The following is a 16988-nucleotide window of genomic DNA, read 5'->3' as shown; positions in this document are numbered from 1 at the left end:
TTAAACCTCCATTATTTTTCCCCAATAATGATCACACAATAATGGCGCTCTCTTTCTCTTGTTTGATCAAAATCGACAAAATACACATATCCCGTTTTTCCGAGCCCTAGTTTCCCATCTTTCAGATCCAGGTTTACACTTGACCCTAGCAAGGTCGCTCTTAGATGACCATCGCCATTAAATAAATCACTGATCTCATCATGTGGTAAATAAGCCTGATGATTCGGCCAAGAGCGCACGGCAGCTAAATGTTTTGGCCCTGGATATTGATATTGATAAGACCGACTATGCATCGGTATGAGGCGATCCAAGACACGATTTAAATCCGCTTGGAGAAAATCATCACCATCTTCATTTTGATCATGAGCAAATTCTTCTAGAAAGATAGAACAAGTGGTATGAGATGTTAAAATCGTTATAAGCCCTTCTTTTATCCCACTTTTATCTACTATTTCTCTGACTTCCTCAGTAATATCATGGTAGCTAACCTTTCCCTTTGCTGTAACCACTCGACCATAACTTTTATATAATTCCATTTTCTATCCTCCTTTCGTTAAACTTTTCCTAGCAATGTTACATTCTCTGTCAAATAATTAACCTTCATCAAAAACTTGAGATAGATAGGCCTCTAATTCTTCAACATTTCGTAAGGCCAAGACATCTGATTCGATTTCCTCCTCAGCTAACCAATTGATCATACGCAGAAGATCTCTACGTCCAAGATCTCGTCCATCTTTCTTCACTAAAAAGGTAACTATTAGATAAACATCCTGTATGTCCTCGCTCCACATGAGTGGCTTTTGTAAAAGGAGTAGATTGATACGAGACCTCTCTATTCCCTCCACTTCAATATGAGGGAGTAGAGTATGTCGACCTATCTGAAAATTTCCTAGATTTTCTCTTCTATCCAACTCAGCTATCCAATCTTCTTGACTAAATTGACTGGGCAAATATTTTTTCATCGTTTGAAACGCAAAGTTACAATAAGCCAATCTATCCTTTAAGTGGTCTACATAAAAATAATCTAAGCCTTTCATCACTCCCTACGTCCTTCTTTCGTTAAAGCATCTATCATCTCTTGAATCCTCATACAATCTTTCGTTGTTAACATGGCTGATATAAGTAATGTCGGTATGGCAATTTTAGGAGAATAAGCAATCGTGGTTAAGACCAATTCAATATCGGACATTTCTTCTAAAATTTGGTCTATTTCATAGCGAGAAACTACCCTTATAACTTCTAATTCAGGAAATTTCTTTTTAACTTTCACCCGAATCAATTCTGATGTCCCTAGCCCTGTTGTACACATCACAATCGTTCGAATAGCTTGAACACTTGTTTCAACTGCCCTCGCAAAATAAACCGTCAAAAAGCCAATTTCATCTGCTGTAATTTCTGGCAGATGGTATATCATCCTTATTTCTTCTATAACTTCCTGTAGGCATTTAAAAATATCTGGATAGGCCACTTGAATCTGCCCTAATAAAGGATTGTGAATCCGTATCCCATTTACTAAACGATTCCTCAAGGGTTTCATATGTTGGATCAAATCCACTACTAACTTAGTATCATTGAAATGGCGATGCAATTTTTCGCCCATTCGTTTAATTAAATCATTGGTCATTTCCCGCAATTCTTCAGAATAAACTATTGTAGGATCAGGATCCTTTGACAAGCGAGATGAAATCAAGTATTGATACAGATAGAGAACTTCACGTTTACTTAAACTTCTATGGAGATAATTTTCGGTAGTTTGAATAATGGATTCTGCAATATGCAGATATCTCTCATTCGAAAAGTTTGCCTCTTCCACCATCTGATCTAATTCTTGATCGTCATCTTCCGTCTGCCCTCTTCTACTTCTGGCAATCAAAATATATAAGTGAGAAAATATGTTGATGTTATAAGGATAGGGAATAAGCGACCCCATATAGCGCTCAATTTCACGAAGTCTATCCGAAACGAATAAAGCATCATACTTGTTAAAATGATTTGATAAAGAAAATTCTTCCATATCCATAACCTCTAAGGGTTGAATCATCTCTAATAGGGCTCTTCTAACATTCATTTCCTTGCCAATAATGGCTAAACGTTTGTTCTGCCTCAAAAGTTTCAAATCAAAGGATCTTAAGTTTTCAGAAATCATTTTTTCGTCCAAATTAATGGTTGAATCACTAACATAAAAAGTAGAGTAAAGATCAGAGACTTTCACAGCTTGAGGGGAACACAATAATAAGGTTTCCATCACTCGAGTTTGACGAGTTTGTGGATCCATCATATCTTGCTGATCCACCCCTTCTTGGGTCATATAAACATCGTAATCTAACTTATAGCCCTTGCCCCTTTCAGAAACAATCAGAGGCCGATCAACACTCGTTTCATTAATGGTTTTAATCGCCCTATAAATGCTTTTCTTCGAGACATTCATCAGATGACTTAAATCGTCAGCTGTCATGTAATCTCTCTGTTCGGCTAAAATGAATAAGAGCTTATGGAGTCGTTTATCTTGATGATCCAATTTCCTCTCCTCCTATTAATCATATTCTAACTTAAAAAATGATAAGGTTTTCACTAATTAATGGCCATTGCAATGGCCATTAGTTCTTCATACTATTTCTTTGCCCTCTATTTTACTGTAAGCCCCCTTTAATGCAAACGTTAGCATTCGCCTCTTTTACTTTTCTCACCAATAGCTATCTCTTAGCTATAACAAAAAAGACCCAGGATCTGGCAAGTTATGCTTACCAAATTCTAGGTCTTTTTATAGAACTATTTTATTTCTTGATGAACTGTACAAATGATTTAGAAAATAAGCCCTGCTCATAAGAAGTGCCACTTGCCTTAAATGGCGTTGGCTAAGAGTCTTCTTAGGCTTTTTAGTTTATCCAATTATCTTTAGCGACTCGTAAAGAATTTTAGGACATAGGCTATAATTCTCCTAAGGCACTTTAGCTAAAGCCATTCGTTCTTAGCAAGATGACATTTTTAAGACGTATGCCCATGTGATTTTAACTGCCACAAAGAGAATATGTATGTGTTTTATATAAACTATAAAAAGTCATCCCTAAATAAACAATCCCTATAAAAAAAGTGAAGTGGAGGCTGAAATTTAGACTTATACTCGCAAAATCCTTCGCATCAGATAAACTTAAATCTACAATCAGCCGATCAGTATGATAGAGTTTATAAATCTCTTTAATGAAATTCAACACGATATACCCGATATAAAATATGTGAGCAAACACAAATTTATTTTTTATATAGGAAAAGAAGCTTACTGCTAGTAGAAGGAACAGAAATATCAATAGTAATTTATTGCTCGAATTTTGCTGAAATAAAGCTTGTTGATAGGAAAAATGATTACTTTCATTGAGCATTGAATCGATTAAATGATCCCCTGTAGACGGTATATCCATTAACTTTACTTTTTTTAAAAAAGCTTCATAAAAACGATAGCTTAAGACTATCCATGATAATATCATCATACCTATAAGTATTTTAGTCTTTTTCATTTTATCTCCCTCTATATTAGTAGCTTAGACCACAACAAGTAGATTACTTAGATAAAATAAAAAACGAACCAATAGAACTGTTAGGACAAACTTAAAAGAATATTTTTTATTCAATAAGGTAGCTAAGATGATTAGCCCCAATGTCGGAATAATTAATCGTATGCTATTTATATCAATGTGTCGAATAAGAAATAAACTAGTAACGTAACATACAGTTTCACTAATCATTATAGAAACGATAAGTTGCTCGCTATTATAGTTTTTTATATTATCGCATTTAAGAGCAAAAAATTCACCTACTTTATAGTACAACAACAAAGCAATAATTGAATATATAGTAGCAATAAGAAAAACTAACAGGGAGAGTTTAGTGGATGAAATTCCTAATTCTTTCTGAACAAAATTGAGTTGAAGTTTTAAAGTTGTATGAGAGTTAATATATTCAAAAACTAACAGCAAAAAACTAGTGAGGTAACTAGCAAATACCAGATAAATTAATTTACATTTCTTCATCAATTTCCCCCTGCATCATTCGAATGACTTTTAAGCCTTTAAAGAAACTATAACTAGAAAAATTGATTTGATGTTCCACAAATAAAACAATTGTCCCTTCATGGCCCCGTTTCTCAATAGCTAACAAAAATGTTTCTAAAGCATCTGAATCTAGATTGGAAAACGCTTCATCCAAGACGATCAAATCCCAGAAATTTTCAACCAAAGCCAAACTAAGGCCTATTTTCTGCCTAGTTCCCAATGAGGCATTTTTACATAATAAGGATAGATGCTCTTCTGGAATTAAATCTGTACGTATTTCCTCTCTTATTTTAAAAATAAAATGATTTAATTGAAGATTTTCTCTGACCGTTAAGTTAGGTAATGCTATTTCTTCATTGGTTAAATATAAGATCCTTTGACAATTATTTTGAATCATTGAGTGTTTTTCAGGAATTAACTTAGCCAAGTATTTTAAAAAAATACTCTTGCCTGAACCATTTTCTCCTTTAAATTGATAGACTGCTGGTTCAATTTTAAGGTGTTTACAATTAAGAGCAAATTGGTCACTAATATCTTGATAGAAATTAGACACTTGAATCAAATTCATTTATATACCACCTTCAATAACCGCAGAAATAACAAGTAACAAACTAAAAGGAGAGTCCATACCATTAACCATAAGCCATATTTTCTAATCGAAATTTTCATGGCAGAAAATCTCCTTTATAAAAGGTTAATCAATAGAAGCGTACTAGATAGCAATGTAAAGACACTATATTGAACGATTAAGTTGTTTATTTTCTTCTTTTTGCTATACATTTTTTCTTCCATTTTAAAGTAAGTAATGCTCAGTAGTCCTAACAAGGCTACATAGATAAGCAATTTATACACACTAACATTCGTCCCTAGACCGAAAGCAATCATGCACAGAGCAATTTTTACAGCAGAAATAAAGTTATACGATAAGATGTAGCGTTCAAAAAAACTGAGCTGCCCATTATTTAAAAAATAAAACTTTGGAAGGAACTTATAAAGATATTTATATTTTTCATCCATTTGCAATTCGAATTCTAACATAGCATTATATAAAAAAATGCTTGTAAAATCATTAGCAAGAAATCTACTAACTAGCACTCCCAAAAGAAAACTCAGTACAATAAAGAAAACAATTTTATAGCTACCCCTATATATTTGCTTCGCTACCACTTTATAAATAAAAAAAATTCCACTGTAAGAGCTACTAGAATGGACTATTTTATTATTCAGTTGCCTATCTATTGTTATAGGCAACTGAACATACTTCATCAACACAAAATATAGTAGGCCAAGATTCAACAAAAACAATAGTGGAACTATTTTAATTTCATAAAAGCTTATAATGAGTATACAGCTTAACGCTAATAAGCAAGCAATTCTTTGCCTTTCACGGACAATTTGTTGTACAATCAAGCAATGACATATGATACTCAGTGAATACATGAGTAAGAAAATTTTATATGGATCAAAAAAATTAAACAAACTATTGATCAATAAATACACTGGCAACAAGTAGGCAATCGGATTATTGTCAGCGACAAGAACAAAAAGTAATCTTAATCGTACAAACGGATTTGTACAATACGTTAAAAAGCGAGTGTTATTAAATTCTCTTGTGATGAACGGTTGATTATATAAAACAATGAGATATAACACTAGCGAATTGATCAATAAAGTAAATGTATAATTACTGAATTGTACAACTATAGAAAAAAAAGAAAAAATACAGGATGCTAATAAAGTATATATTGTTAATAAAAATGGACTTCCTGCCATTTTTCTGGACGAAGACGCCATCCTAATAGCTAAACAATCCCGCCATCTCATGTTTTTCTCCTTATTCTTTACCAGGCTGCCACAGCTGCTTTCCTATATTTTTAACTGATTTTTTCATCTTCAGTCTCCTCTTTTCTACAAATTTAAAACTTATATAAATATTCTTAAAAGAATAAATTTTGTCATTTATTATAGCATGTGGTTTTCAATACAGTCAAGAATGTATCATAAAATTTATTTACTCTCGGATCTTCCCTACATAGCTCCTGTCAGATCCATCTAACGGTGTAAATTCCCACTATATGCTAGTGATTAAAATATATGCAACTTCCTCATCCCTCAAAAACATATTCTAATCGTTATGCCTTGAAACACCTTGTTCCGGGAATTCAGGCTAAAAATCAACAAAAAAAGCACATCTATCCTACTAAAATAGTAGCGATGATGTGCTTTGCTCATTTAAGAAAGATTAGTTCCCTACCCTTTCTTCTATTCTATCGACCCTAAATAATCTATTGCTTCACTTGCATCTGGGTTTTCTTTTAAGACTTCTGCTAAACGCTTTAAGCATGCCTTGTGATCATGATTTCTAGCTGTACATTGATATCGTCCGAATAGCAAGATAGAATGGTGGGCATCTGTCCACAAGTCTTCTGGTAAAAGACGTGTCATTCGATCTTCCACTTGTCGTACTGTACTAGAAGCTGGAACAAATTTCATCCGTTTAGAGACTCGTTCAATATGCGTATCTACCGCAAAAGCTGGTACCCCAAATCCATTAGATAAGACCACATTAGCTGTCTTTCTTCCCACGCCAGCCAAAGTCACTAAATCTTCCCGACTGCCGGGAACTTGTCCATTAAAATCATCCACCAACTGTTGTGCCATTTTTTTGAGGTGTTTGGCCTTATTTCGATAAAGTCCAATAGTGCTCAAAAGTTCTTCCAAATGCTCTAAAGGGGCATCTTTCATAGCTTCTGGAGTTGGGTATGCTGAAAATAAAGCAGGTGTGACTAAATTGACAGCCTTATCTGTTGTCTGAGCACTTAGGGCTACTGCGCAGACGAGCTCAAAACGGTTCGAAAACATCAACTCCGACCGACTAGCCGGATACAGCTTCATCATAGCTCGAACCAAAGCCTCTACTTCCCTTTGTTTCAACAATCTTCTCCCCACTCCATCGCCTCCTTCAACGATTTCCTATACGATAGTCTAGCTTTCCCTTCTAGATACTCATCATCTTTACATCTACTTTTTCTCTTCCTCTAGACTAGACAAGTATTTTTTCACTTGAGGGCCTACATAAATATCTTGATCAGTCAATAGAATAGGACGTTTAACCAACATCCCATCACTGGCCAACAAGTCATATTTTTCTTCCAAAGTCATAGCTGGAAGCTTGTCCTTTAAACCCAATTCACGATATTTTATTCCCGATGTATTAAAGAATTTTTTTATATCTAACCCAGATTGTTCATGCCAAGTTTTCAATTCTTCAACACTTGGATTTTCTTTTTCAATCGGCCGATAGCTATAGTCTAAGCCCAAAGCTTCTAAGCTTTTTTCTACTCCACGGCAGGTCGAACATTTTTTGTAGCCTACTAAAAGCATTCTCTCATTCCTTCTTTGGATTGTTTTTTTACTATTTCCTCGATAAGTAAGGCGTATTCCTCTTATTTTGGTGAATCAGCTATTTTTTTACCTGTTGTTTGCTGAATCAGCTATTTTTACCTCTTATTTTGGTGAATCAGCTATTTTTTCCCTAATACGCCAAACTCATCAACTCACTCAGCTTTAATTGATCTTCACTAATCGAACTGAGCCAACCACTTCAACAATATGTCATGATATTTTTCTTTCTCATCTATGTATGGCATATGGCGTGAATATTGGAATAATTCCCACTGAGCATTTGGCAAACGATCCAACATAGTTTTCGCAATGAAAGGTGAGCAAAGATCCATCTGCCCACTAGTGATTAAAGTCGGCACAGATATTTCATTTAATCGCTCTGTATAATCAAAGCCGGCCAAGGTTCCTGTTGGCATGCATTCATTTTCTCCCCAAGCCACTACATAAGCTTGACGCCCACCTATTTTCTTTCTTCTCATATACTCTGGATCGTCCTTTTTAGGAGCAGACGCACAATACTTTTCCATAAAACGATCTAAAGCCTCTAAATAAGCTGGATCTTGAAAGTCCCCTGTCTTTTCCGCTCGATAAAAAGCTTCTCTATCTTCCTCATTCAAGTAAGAGATGCGACGGAATTGCTCCTCTTTCCACAGATGTGCAGCTGGTAAAGTTGAAGACAAAATAACTGACTTCACCCCTTTAGGCTTCCGTTCAATCATATAGGCGATTTCTAACATACCACCCCAAGATTGACCAAATAAATGGCAGTTGTCCAAATGTAAATACTCCCTTAAGGCAGCTAATTCATTCATCCACGTTTCCGCATTAAAGAGTTCCGGTCCTCCAGAATAATCGGATAAGCCACAACCAATCTGATCATACATAACGAAAGGTCTGTCTACTATTTCTGCCAGTTCATCAAAACTCTCAAAATAATTATGGGTAGATCCCGGCCCTCCATGAAGGAAAATAAGCGGATCCTTCTTCCCATTTGGATGAACGATACGATAGTAGGTCTTGGCTGTTCCAAATGGCATATAAGCTTCTTCTACTTCTCTTTCCATCTGCTTCCTCCCTTTTTATAAACATATGTAGAACTGATCGCCTTGTGTTTAGCGAAACTATACAAGACAAGTCTGCTCAATTGCTTCACACTAATTTCTATCACAGGCTAGTCTTATCAACTTGTTTCACTCGAATTTCTGTAAAAGACCAGTTTCATCAACTTGTTTCACTCGAATTTCTGTAAAAGACTAGTCTTGTCAACTTGTTTCACACGAGTTTCTGCAAAAGACTAGCCTTATCAACTTCTTCCACACTTGTTCCTATCATAGACTCGCCTTAGTTTAATCCTGCTTAAATTTTTAAGAAGCAACAAAATCGACAGGCCTATTCCCCAATAATTCCGGCCTACGCTCATAAGGATAAAAGTTTGCCACTAACTGATTTAACTCTTCTAAATCGCACATATATTGAGAGGGTTGGGCTTTAACAATCGCCTCACACATAGCTTTAGCACTCATTTTCTTACTGGATATTTTGATCAGTTGCATAGCCTGCATGGTCGATAAATCAAAAGACCGTCTTAAAAAAACTGATAAAGCCCCTAAATAAGGGTTATCCGTATAATCATCATCAGCATATAGCACATATTCAAATGGGTCGGGTAGATAACGGGTATACTGCGCTTGCTTTTGTGCCAATTTATCTATATCCCCTAGTGAATCTCTTAGAGACTTATCCACAATCCAATTTTTATACAGAAAATAGTCTCCCTTTTCTTCCATCCAATTCGACATTAAATAGGAAAATTCATTTTCGTTTATGATGACTCCATGATGTTGTTGAATAATGCGTAGAAAATCTGTCAATTCAATAATCCCATACAAATGTAAGGTTGCAAACAAATAATAATCCAATAATTCACGCAGTTCTTTATCCGATTGCCTTAACCTTTCCTGTGTGGCAACTTTTTCCCCTCTCTTTGCCATTTTAATCCCCCCTTTTTTGAACGATCTTGGCAAAGTCCTAGCGCTTATTTTGACATGACGGATGCAACTGTTATCTATGGAAAAAAATATGTATTGACACTCGTCTTCGTTGACTTCTTTAGCACTTTTAGCTAGTAAAAAAGCGCTCACTATTGCTCTTGTACTGAAAATTTCTTTCTATTTCAAGTAGCTTCTTAGCTTTACTTGCTGCATTCAAAACAAACAAGAGCTCGTCAATCTATCTAACTCTATTATAGCAATAAATACTTGCTAACAACATATCCCCTATTCCACTCGTATCTGGAGTTCCGTGACGTATTCTTCTGGATTGGCGCTATGATTCACATCGATCATATAACGTTCAATGGCATTCCCCACGACTTTCTTACCTGAAGAGTCAATGGCAGACAACAAGTCTTGATAAGCCAGAGCTAGCTTTTCATAGGGTCCTTTTACCCGAAGAATGGCATATTCTCCCTCTTTTAGTTCTCCATCATAAGGTTCTTGATCATCCGCTAACAAAAGAACTGCATGACTATATTGGTTGTATTCTTTACGCAAAAGTTGCTCTAAAGGTAAAATAGTCGCAAAATCTCTATTGTAAATCGGCCATCCCCCAGGCTTTTTATTCATTAATTGACTAAAGGCCATATCTACTTCGTCATCAGAAGAAATAGCTCGCTCAATATAAATCATCTTGCGTTTAGGAAAATGGCAATAGGAAACCTGTCCCATCCTTTTAGGGTTCACTGCATCTTCTAAAATACGCAAACCTTCTTCTATATGATGTAATTGTTCTTGCAAGCTAGCCATTTGTTCTTTTATATACATAGCTTCTTCCTTCAACAATTCTTTCTCTCGATCAACTGATCGTTGATCTAAGAACGCCTTGATTTCCCCTAAAGAGACCCCTAATCGTTTCATCATACTAATGACATTAAGCTTCCAAGTATCAAATAAGGTATATACCCGATACCCATTTTTGGCTCGTTTCGGAATTAAGAGACCCTCTTTTTCATAATAACGTAAGGTATCTGTTGATACATGGTAAAGTTTCGCCATTTCACCAATCGTATATTCAACTTTCATAAATCCTCCTTGATCTGCCCTCTGCTAATAGTCCTTCCTCATGACTTCTCCTCATTTTTTCATTCATTCTTTCTTGACCTTGGAGTCACTCCAAGGTGTACACTAAAATTATAGCATGAATGAGGAGGACTATATGTTAATTAGTGGCAATATCTATCGAACCTACTTGAGATTTTTATTACCCACTCTAGGTTCTATGATTCTTTTTTCCAGTTACACGATGGTAGACGGGATCTTCGTCGGACAAGGTGTTGGGGCAACTGCACTATCTGCCGTGAATGTTTCTTTACCTTTCACAACGGTCATGTTTGCTCTAGCAATGTTAATTTCCATCGGCACCTCGAATATGATCACCTACCAGCTAGGGCAAAAACATCTAGAAAAGGCGAATAAATTTTTCAGTTTAGGCATCGCCATATCTGCCGGCCTGTCTTTCCTTATAGCGGCTTTTTCTTTCTATCACATCGACTTGATCTTATCTATTTTAGGCGCTAAAGAAAGTATTCGCTCTTTGGCACACGACTATCTTCACGTCATTATTCTCTTTAGCCCTTTCTTTGCTTTAACCTATGTCTTTGAAATATTTATCAAAGCGGATGGCCATCCTAAGTTAGCTATTTTCTTAACAAGTCTATCTGCCTTAACCAATATCGCCTTAGATTACATCTTTATCTATATCTTTCATTTGGGAGTGTATGGTGCTGCAGTCGCAACAGGCTTGGCTCAATTAGTGCCCAGTCTAGGTTATTGCCTTCACTTTCTATCCAAACGCTCCAATTTATCCTTCACTCCATTTCGCTTTCACTTCACCGATTTTATCCGCATCGTACGCTTCGGTATTCCTTCTGCCTTAACAGAACTGGCTTCAGGTTTTACTATTCTCTTATTCAACCACTCCATTCTTACTTATTATGGGACAGAAAAAATCGCTAGTTTCTCTGTTATTGTCTACCTGATGACCCTCATCACCAACACTATGATCGCTATCCTCCAAAGTGGACAACCTTTAATCTCTTACTCTTTTGGGGCAGAGGCTTACTTTACGATGAAAAAACTCCGTAGAATGATTTTCCTAACCATTGCCATTTCTTCCATCGTTCTAGTGGCTTTAATCCAGATTTTTCCTCGACAAATCATCGCTGTTTTCTTGAGTCAAGCTGATCCTACTTTCGTTCAATTTACAGTCAAAGCTATTCGTGAATTTAGCCTCGCCTTTCTCCTTCTTGGATTCAACATTGGCATAGGGGGGTATCTGACGGCTGTTCATCGCCCTGACTTTGAATTAATTATTTCCCTCCTCCGAGGTTATGTGGTCATTTGTGCTGTTTTAACACTAGCCCCACGTCTTTTGGGAGCTGGCGCTATCTGGTTCTCTCTCGCCATTTCCGAGGCTATCACCCTAGTATGCTCGTCTTTCCTTTTAAAACGTCGATTATCTTCTCTAAAAGCTCTCGCTGCAAGAAGCAAAGAAGGCGCCAAAATAGCTTAGTCTATTAAAAAAGACTTCCCACACTATATCTACAGTCTTACAAGACAGTTTACACAATTTATTTGACACTACACTCCTTTAGTAAAATTCCAGTCCAGCTATAGAACATTTGAACACTACATTAGGCTATTTTAAGTTCCTTAAACAGCGCCCTTACCTTACCCTTTAAATACCCTCTAAACTCCTTCTCATCTCTTACTGAGGAGGAGTTTTTTCCTTTAGTCCGATCCTCTTCTTAAACGTTAACAAAGGAAAAAGGCTAAGTGACTAGCGACAGGCTTCAAACTGTCCCTAGCTACTTAGCCGATAGCATCATTCAAAAGTTATCTATTATTCCCCTAACAAACGCTTTTCTAAATCGAGTGGTTGGATATATTCACCCTTATGGTAGGCACGCATGTTACCGTCAGAAATTTCATCAATCAAAGCCACTTTCCCATCAATTTCTCCAAATTCGAATTTGATGTCATATAATTCCAAGTCTTTTTTAGCTAATTCAGCTTTGACGACTTCCCCAATCTTACGAGCAAGGTCTTCTAATTCTTTGTATTGATTCTTATCCATAATCGATAAAATCTCTAAAGCATCCGCAGAAATTGGTGGATCGTTGCGTTTGTCATCTTTCAAAGTCACTTCAACGAAACTTGGCAATTCAGCAGCTTCTTCGATATAGGCACCATAACGGCGTAAGAATGACCCCACTGCTCGATAGCGAACGATGACTTCTACACCCTTACCGAATACTTTAGCCTTACGGACAACTGCTTCATTTTTATCCAAGTCAGCAGAAATAAAGTGAGTAAATAGGCCTAAATCGTTTAGTTTTTCATAGAAGAATTTGGTCATTGCAACAGCAGAGTGACCAGCACCTTCAATTTGCAAGCCGACTTGATTTTCACCAGGATCGAAAACTCCATCCTTACCTGTCACATCGTCCTTGAAGTGGAGCAAAACGGACTTGTCGTCGATTTCATAAACGTCTTTGGTTTTTCCAGTGTAAATCTTTTCCATGTGGTCCTCCTCATGTGCTTTGCTTAGTTGATAGTCTTATTATATAGTACTTTTGCACAATGTAAAGTACTCTAACGAATTATTTTATTTATTTTTCTTTAAATGTTCGTGTTTTACTATTTTTTTGCCTACACAAAAAACTTAACATACGCTTTATTTTGTTTTTCCGAACAAATTTACCCTTGATCATGTGAAAAGTCATCAAGGTTATACCCAAACCCTACATGCTATAGCCTCCCCTAAACTTTTACTAGCCCCTTTAAATTTCCTCTCAAAAACAAAATGTCTCCCAAGTATTCCCTACACATTAAGGGACTGGGACAAAAGTCATAAAAAACGAGAAAAGTGCGTCAATCAAGTTTTTCAAGACTTGATATGACGCACTTTCTTATTTGGACTTGCTTAATTATTAGGCTTTTATCCCAGTCCCTTTCTTATATACAAAATTTCCATCCATATTAGAACTGAGTTAGCGAAGTTCATTCAAGAAACTTGTTCCTACATTTTCATGTGGCAAATCAAAATTATGGAGAATAGTTGCCCCCATATCAGCAAAAGTCTTTCGTTGTCCTAAATCAACATTACCCACTAGGCTCTTGGAATAGACCAATAGTGGCACATATTCTCGGGTGTGATCCGTTCCCTTAAAGCAAGGGTCATTCCCATGATCAGCTGTTAGCATTAAGAGATCATCTTCCCTCAAGTTAGCTAAAACATTACCTAAACGATGGTCGAAATCCATTAAAGCTTGTCCATAGCCTTCCGGATTCCTTCTATGGCCGTACATGGCATCAAAATCAACCAAGTTCACAAAGCAAAAACCTGTAAAGTCTTGTCCTAACACCTCATCCACATGATCCATTCCATCCATATTGCTCTCATTATGGTAAACCCGATTTAAACCTTGCCCAGAAAAGATATCGTTGGTTTTCCCAATCCCAATCGTTTCATATCCAGCTGTTTGAATGGCATCAAGAGCAGTTGACCCATAAGGTTTTAAAGAAAAGTCGTGCCGATGACTCGTCCGAACAAAGTGATCCTTATCAGAGCCAACATAAGGTCTTGCAATCACTCGACCTATAGTATGTTCCGGCCCGTTCATCAAACTACGACAATAGCGACAAATCTTGTAGAGTTCTTCAAGAGGAATAATCTCTTCATGAGCTGCAATTTGTAAAACAGAATCTCCTGAAGTATAAACAATCAGATCCCCCGTTTTCATTTGGTGCTCACCAAGTTCCTTGATAATTTCTGTTCCAGAAGCTGGACGATTGGCAACAACCTTGCGTCCGGAGAATTTCTCAATCTTTTCAATGATTTCTTTAGGAAAACCTTCCGGATAAAAACTTAAAGGCTTTGTCACTGGTAAGCCCATCATTTCCCAATGACCATCCATGCTATCTTTCCCAACTGAAACTTCTCCCATTTTTCCAAAAGAGCCTATTGCTGGATTTGCTTTTGGAAGACCCAAAATAGCTTGTTGACGTATATTGGATAAACCTAAGCGAGCAAGATGAGGCAATGATAATTTACCCTTAAAATAGTCTCCTATATGGCCTAATGTATCTGCCCCCTCATCACCAAATTGACTGGCATCGGCTGCAGCCCCTATACCAACAGAGTCTAAAACTATAGCAAATACTCGTTTAAATCGCATCAAAAATCCCCCTTTTAAAACTTACATCCCTTGTTCTCCATACGAGGAGTCGTCCGTCTACTACTCCATCAATTGTCATCAGCTATTTCAAAACTTCCGTTCTTCTAGAAGTCGTCAACTATTTCTTCAATGGAGCCAAGCCTTTCATAAACTCCCTTCCTTACAGGAGTTATCCACTACTCTTCGATGAATTCAAGGCTAAATCCTATCTCCCCTTCATTCTACTCTACTTTTGAAACACAAAAAAGTAGGAGCTAGATTATGCCTTTTTCTTGACATAGCCACTTAAAAAAATAAAAAACACGAGGAAATCGGTCATAGGAAAGTATTATTTTACCTTTTTAGTTACTCAGGGGGTTAAAAAAAGCACGGGGTTAATCCCCGTGCCAACTAGTTGCTCTCCCTATATGTTTAAAATAGCTCTGACCTCTTCTTTGCCCTGCACCTCCCCCAAGGCAAATTTTGCGACACAGACACTATAGGAGCTAGTTCTCTCTTCCTAACGAGCCTGATCCATAATCTCCCGTAAGCGATCCTCTATATAATCCTTCAAAATCTTTCCTTCCACAAAGACATGATCCATATCAGACCAGTCCGCTTCAATCTTGAAGAAATTGAGGGTCAAACTATGCCCATCTATTCGAGAGACCATATCATAGGAAGGAACGACATTGACCTGTAAATCCTCTATGTCACTTTCTTCTTTGTATTCTGCCTTTAAGTCGTCAAAGTTCAAGAGTTTGACTGGTGGCAGCATCATTTCCACATTTCCAGGATCATCTGCATTAAACATATTATATTGGAAAAACTCTTTTTCCTTGTCTGTGGCATCGTTTAAAACTTCTTTATTCATCACAGCTGACAAAACTTTCCTCGCTGATTGAGTATCGAATCCCTCTGTATAGATAGCCTGCATTTCAGGTTTATTGACAATATCCATGATATAAGAATCACTAATCTTGTCGCCTTTTGCCACTGTTTCCCAGAAAAATTGCAAGAGCTCGATCGTTTCAAAATTCACCTTGATATTTTTTAACATCCTAGCACCTCTTTCATTAGTAGAAGCTATAGTGAACCCGCTATTTATAGAATAAGCATCTTCACCCTTGTTGTCAACGGTTTCAAAATCAGCAAATCAGGTCACTTTTGACCCAAACTCAGCAATTTAGTCAGAAAAATTTGAAAACATTCCCTCTAAACTATTTCGAACTATATCTCCCTTAAAAATAATTATCTTTGCTTTTCCCTCTTATGACAAGCTTTCATTGAAAATGAGAAAAAATCCTTCTTCGATAGCTTTTTTCCCGCTTACATCGACATTTTGTAGATATATGATAATCCTCTAATAACTAGTCTCAGAAATTATTCTTTCACAAAGTAGATAATATCCCCTTATAACAAACAAAAATAGAAAATACACTTTTAAAAATGTGAAAATATATGAAAAGCCTTTGGATAATGAGAAATGCATCGATTTTATTTTCATTTCTGTCTGTAACATAGTATAGATGGGCCTAATACAAGGGACGTCCAGAAGGATAAACAAGTGGACAGAAAAAAATCAAGTCATTCACTTCAAGAAAGCATCAGTCTCTCTAGCAAAAACAATTCCTTGCAATCCACTCATCCAAAAAAGTCATTTGATAAAGTATTGACTTCTCTAGACATGGAAAATTTATGGGAACAACATCAAAGAGTCATCTATTATAGCCTAGCTCATCTAGGTATCTTTAAGTCACACGGCGACTTTGAAGACTTTGTTCAAGATGGTTTTCTCAAACTTTGTGATCTCGCTCAACGTTTTAAAGGAGATTGGCTTCTGGAAAATCGCTATCAATTCATCTCTTATGCCAAGATCAGCTTACGGCGTTTTTATCTAGACCTCTTGCATCGAAAAAGCTACCGAAAAGATGACAAAAACGATCCCGCCCTTTTAGATCTTCTAGCTGATGAAAAGCAGAATGATCTAGCCGAAAACCTCTTGATAAGAGACTGCCTGGCACAAATCCGCCCAGAAGATTGTCAACTTTTCCTTGCTCTCTACCATGGCGGAAAAAGCAAGGAAGACTTAGCTCAACAATTTGGTCTCTCCAGACGCACTCTCTACCGTCGCATTGACCGCATAAAAATCGCTTTAGCCCCTCTTTTCAACCGCTAAATTAGATTTTTCAACTTATTCAAAAAAGCAAGCTATCTTGAAAGATAGCTTGCCTTTTTATTTTGGAACAAATAAATAATGGCTCTATACTTTTTGTTGTTGGTGAAAAAGACAGACTGAAGTCTGTCTATGACATATAAAG

The 16988-nt window shown here is 36.6% G+C and carries 16 protein-coding genes; 2 read left to right on the top strand and 14 right to left on the bottom strand.

The genetic code is table 11. The annotated features are described in order from the left end of the window. Positions 1-11 precede the first annotated feature (11 nt). The 11 genes from D3H64_RS04875 to D3H64_RS04820 form a co-directional block, all read right to left on the bottom strand. Complete coding sequence (locus D3H64_RS04875) at positions 12-536, bottom strand: YjbQ family protein (RefSeq protein WP_121565150.1); 525 nt, start codon at positions 534-536, stop codon at positions 12-14. A 57-nt stretch (positions 537-593) separates the two neighbouring features. Continuing rightward, on the bottom strand, positions 594-1037 hold the full coding sequence (locus D3H64_RS04870) for a PTS sugar transporter subunit IIA (protein ID WP_121565149.1): 444 nt from the start codon (positions 1035-1037) through the stop codon (positions 594-596). Then, positions 1037-2518 (bottom strand): PRD domain-containing protein, encoded by a 1482-nt coding sequence (locus D3H64_RS04865; RefSeq protein WP_121565148.1) that lies wholly within the window; start codon positions 2516-2518, stop codon positions 1037-1039. Before D3H64_RS04865 ends, D3H64_RS04870 begins: the two co-directional genes overlap by 1 nt. A 1018-nt stretch (positions 2519-3536) precedes the next feature. Then, positions 3537-4025 (bottom strand): hypothetical protein, encoded by a 489-nt coding sequence (locus D3H64_RS04855; RefSeq protein ID WP_121565146.1) that lies wholly within the window; start codon positions 4023-4025, stop codon positions 3537-3539. Beyond that, positions 4012-4614 carry an ATP-binding cassette domain-containing protein gene (locus D3H64_RS04850; protein ID WP_121565145.1) on the bottom strand — a complete coding sequence of 201 codons (603 nt, stop codon included), beginning with the start codon at positions 4612-4614 and terminating at the stop codon, positions 4012-4014. Before D3H64_RS04850 ends, D3H64_RS04855 begins: the two co-directional genes overlap by 14 nt. A gap of 116 nt (positions 4615-4730) precedes the next feature. Beyond that, positions 4731-5084, bottom strand: a complete 354-nt coding sequence (locus D3H64_RS10130) for a hypothetical protein (protein WP_147429894.1) — start codon at positions 5082-5084, stop codon at positions 4731-4733. Between the two features lie 1224 nt (positions 5085-6308). Beyond that, positions 6309-6995 (bottom strand): endonuclease III, encoded by a 687-nt coding sequence (nth, locus tag D3H64_RS04840; protein WP_121565143.1) that lies wholly within the window; start codon positions 6993-6995, stop codon positions 6309-6311. 72 nt (positions 6996-7067) lie between these two features. Next, positions 7068-7430 carry an arsenate reductase family protein gene (locus D3H64_RS04835; RefSeq protein WP_121565142.1) on the bottom strand — a complete coding sequence of 121 codons (363 nt, stop codon included), beginning with the start codon at positions 7428-7430 and terminating at the stop codon, positions 7068-7070. A 197-nt stretch (positions 7431-7627) separates the two neighbouring features. Beyond that, positions 7628-8515, bottom strand: coding sequence for a proline iminopeptidase (pepI, locus tag D3H64_RS04830; RefSeq protein WP_121565141.1), 888 nt, complete (start codon positions 8513-8515; stop codon positions 7628-7630). Between the two features lie 300 nt (positions 8516-8815). Further along, positions 8816-9442, bottom strand: a complete 627-nt coding sequence (locus D3H64_RS04825) for a hypothetical protein (RefSeq protein WP_121565140.1) — start codon at positions 9440-9442, stop codon at positions 8816-8818. Between the two features lie 285 nt (positions 9443-9727). After that, the gene (locus D3H64_RS04820) at positions 9728-10531 is read right to left on the bottom strand and encodes a MerR family transcriptional regulator (RefSeq protein WP_121565139.1); all 804 of its coding nucleotides are present in this window, start codon (positions 10529-10531) and stop codon (positions 9728-9730) included. A 133-nt stretch (positions 10532-10664) separates the two neighbouring features. Here D3H64_RS04820 and D3H64_RS04815 point away from each other — a divergent pair, with 133 nt between their 5' ends. Then, positions 10665-12020 carry an MATE family efflux transporter gene (locus tag D3H64_RS04815; protein ID WP_121565138.1) on the top strand — a complete coding sequence of 452 codons (1356 nt, stop codon included), beginning with the start codon at positions 10665-10667 and terminating at the stop codon, positions 12018-12020. A gap of 330 nt (positions 12021-12350) precedes the next feature. Here D3H64_RS04815 and D3H64_RS04810 read toward each other — a convergent pair whose 3' ends face one another. From D3H64_RS04810 to D3H64_RS04800, 3 genes are all read right to left on the bottom strand, one after another. After that, complete coding sequence (locus tag D3H64_RS04810; protein ID WP_121565137.1) at positions 12351-13031, bottom strand: phosphoribosylaminoimidazolesuccinocarboxamide synthase; 681 nt, start codon at positions 13029-13031, stop codon at positions 12351-12353. A gap of 469 nt (positions 13032-13500) precedes the next feature. Then, positions 13501-14688 (bottom strand): phosphopentomutase, encoded by a 1188-nt coding sequence (locus D3H64_RS04805; RefSeq protein ID WP_121565136.1) that lies wholly within the window; start codon positions 14686-14688, stop codon positions 13501-13503. Between the two features lie 499 nt (positions 14689-15187). Then, positions 15188-15727, bottom strand: coding sequence for a hypothetical protein (locus tag D3H64_RS04800; RefSeq protein WP_121565135.1), 540 nt, complete (start codon positions 15725-15727; stop codon positions 15188-15190). Positions 15728-16234: 507 nt separating this feature from the next. Between D3H64_RS04800 and D3H64_RS04795 the strand changes: the two genes are divergently transcribed. Next, positions 16235-16846: a sigma-70 family RNA polymerase sigma factor gene (locus D3H64_RS04795; protein ID WP_121565134.1), complete on the top strand. Its 612-nt coding sequence runs from the start codon at positions 16235-16237 to the stop codon at positions 16844-16846. Positions 16847-16988 lie beyond the last annotated feature (142 nt).

The organism is Atopobacter sp. AH10 (genome assembly GCF_003664595.1).
Taxonomy (GTDB): Bacteria; Bacillota; Bacilli; order Lactobacillales; family Aerococcaceae; genus Atopobacter.
The sequence above is the reverse complement of the archived record's forward strand: the minus strand, read 5'-3'. Positions and strand labels throughout refer to the sequence as shown.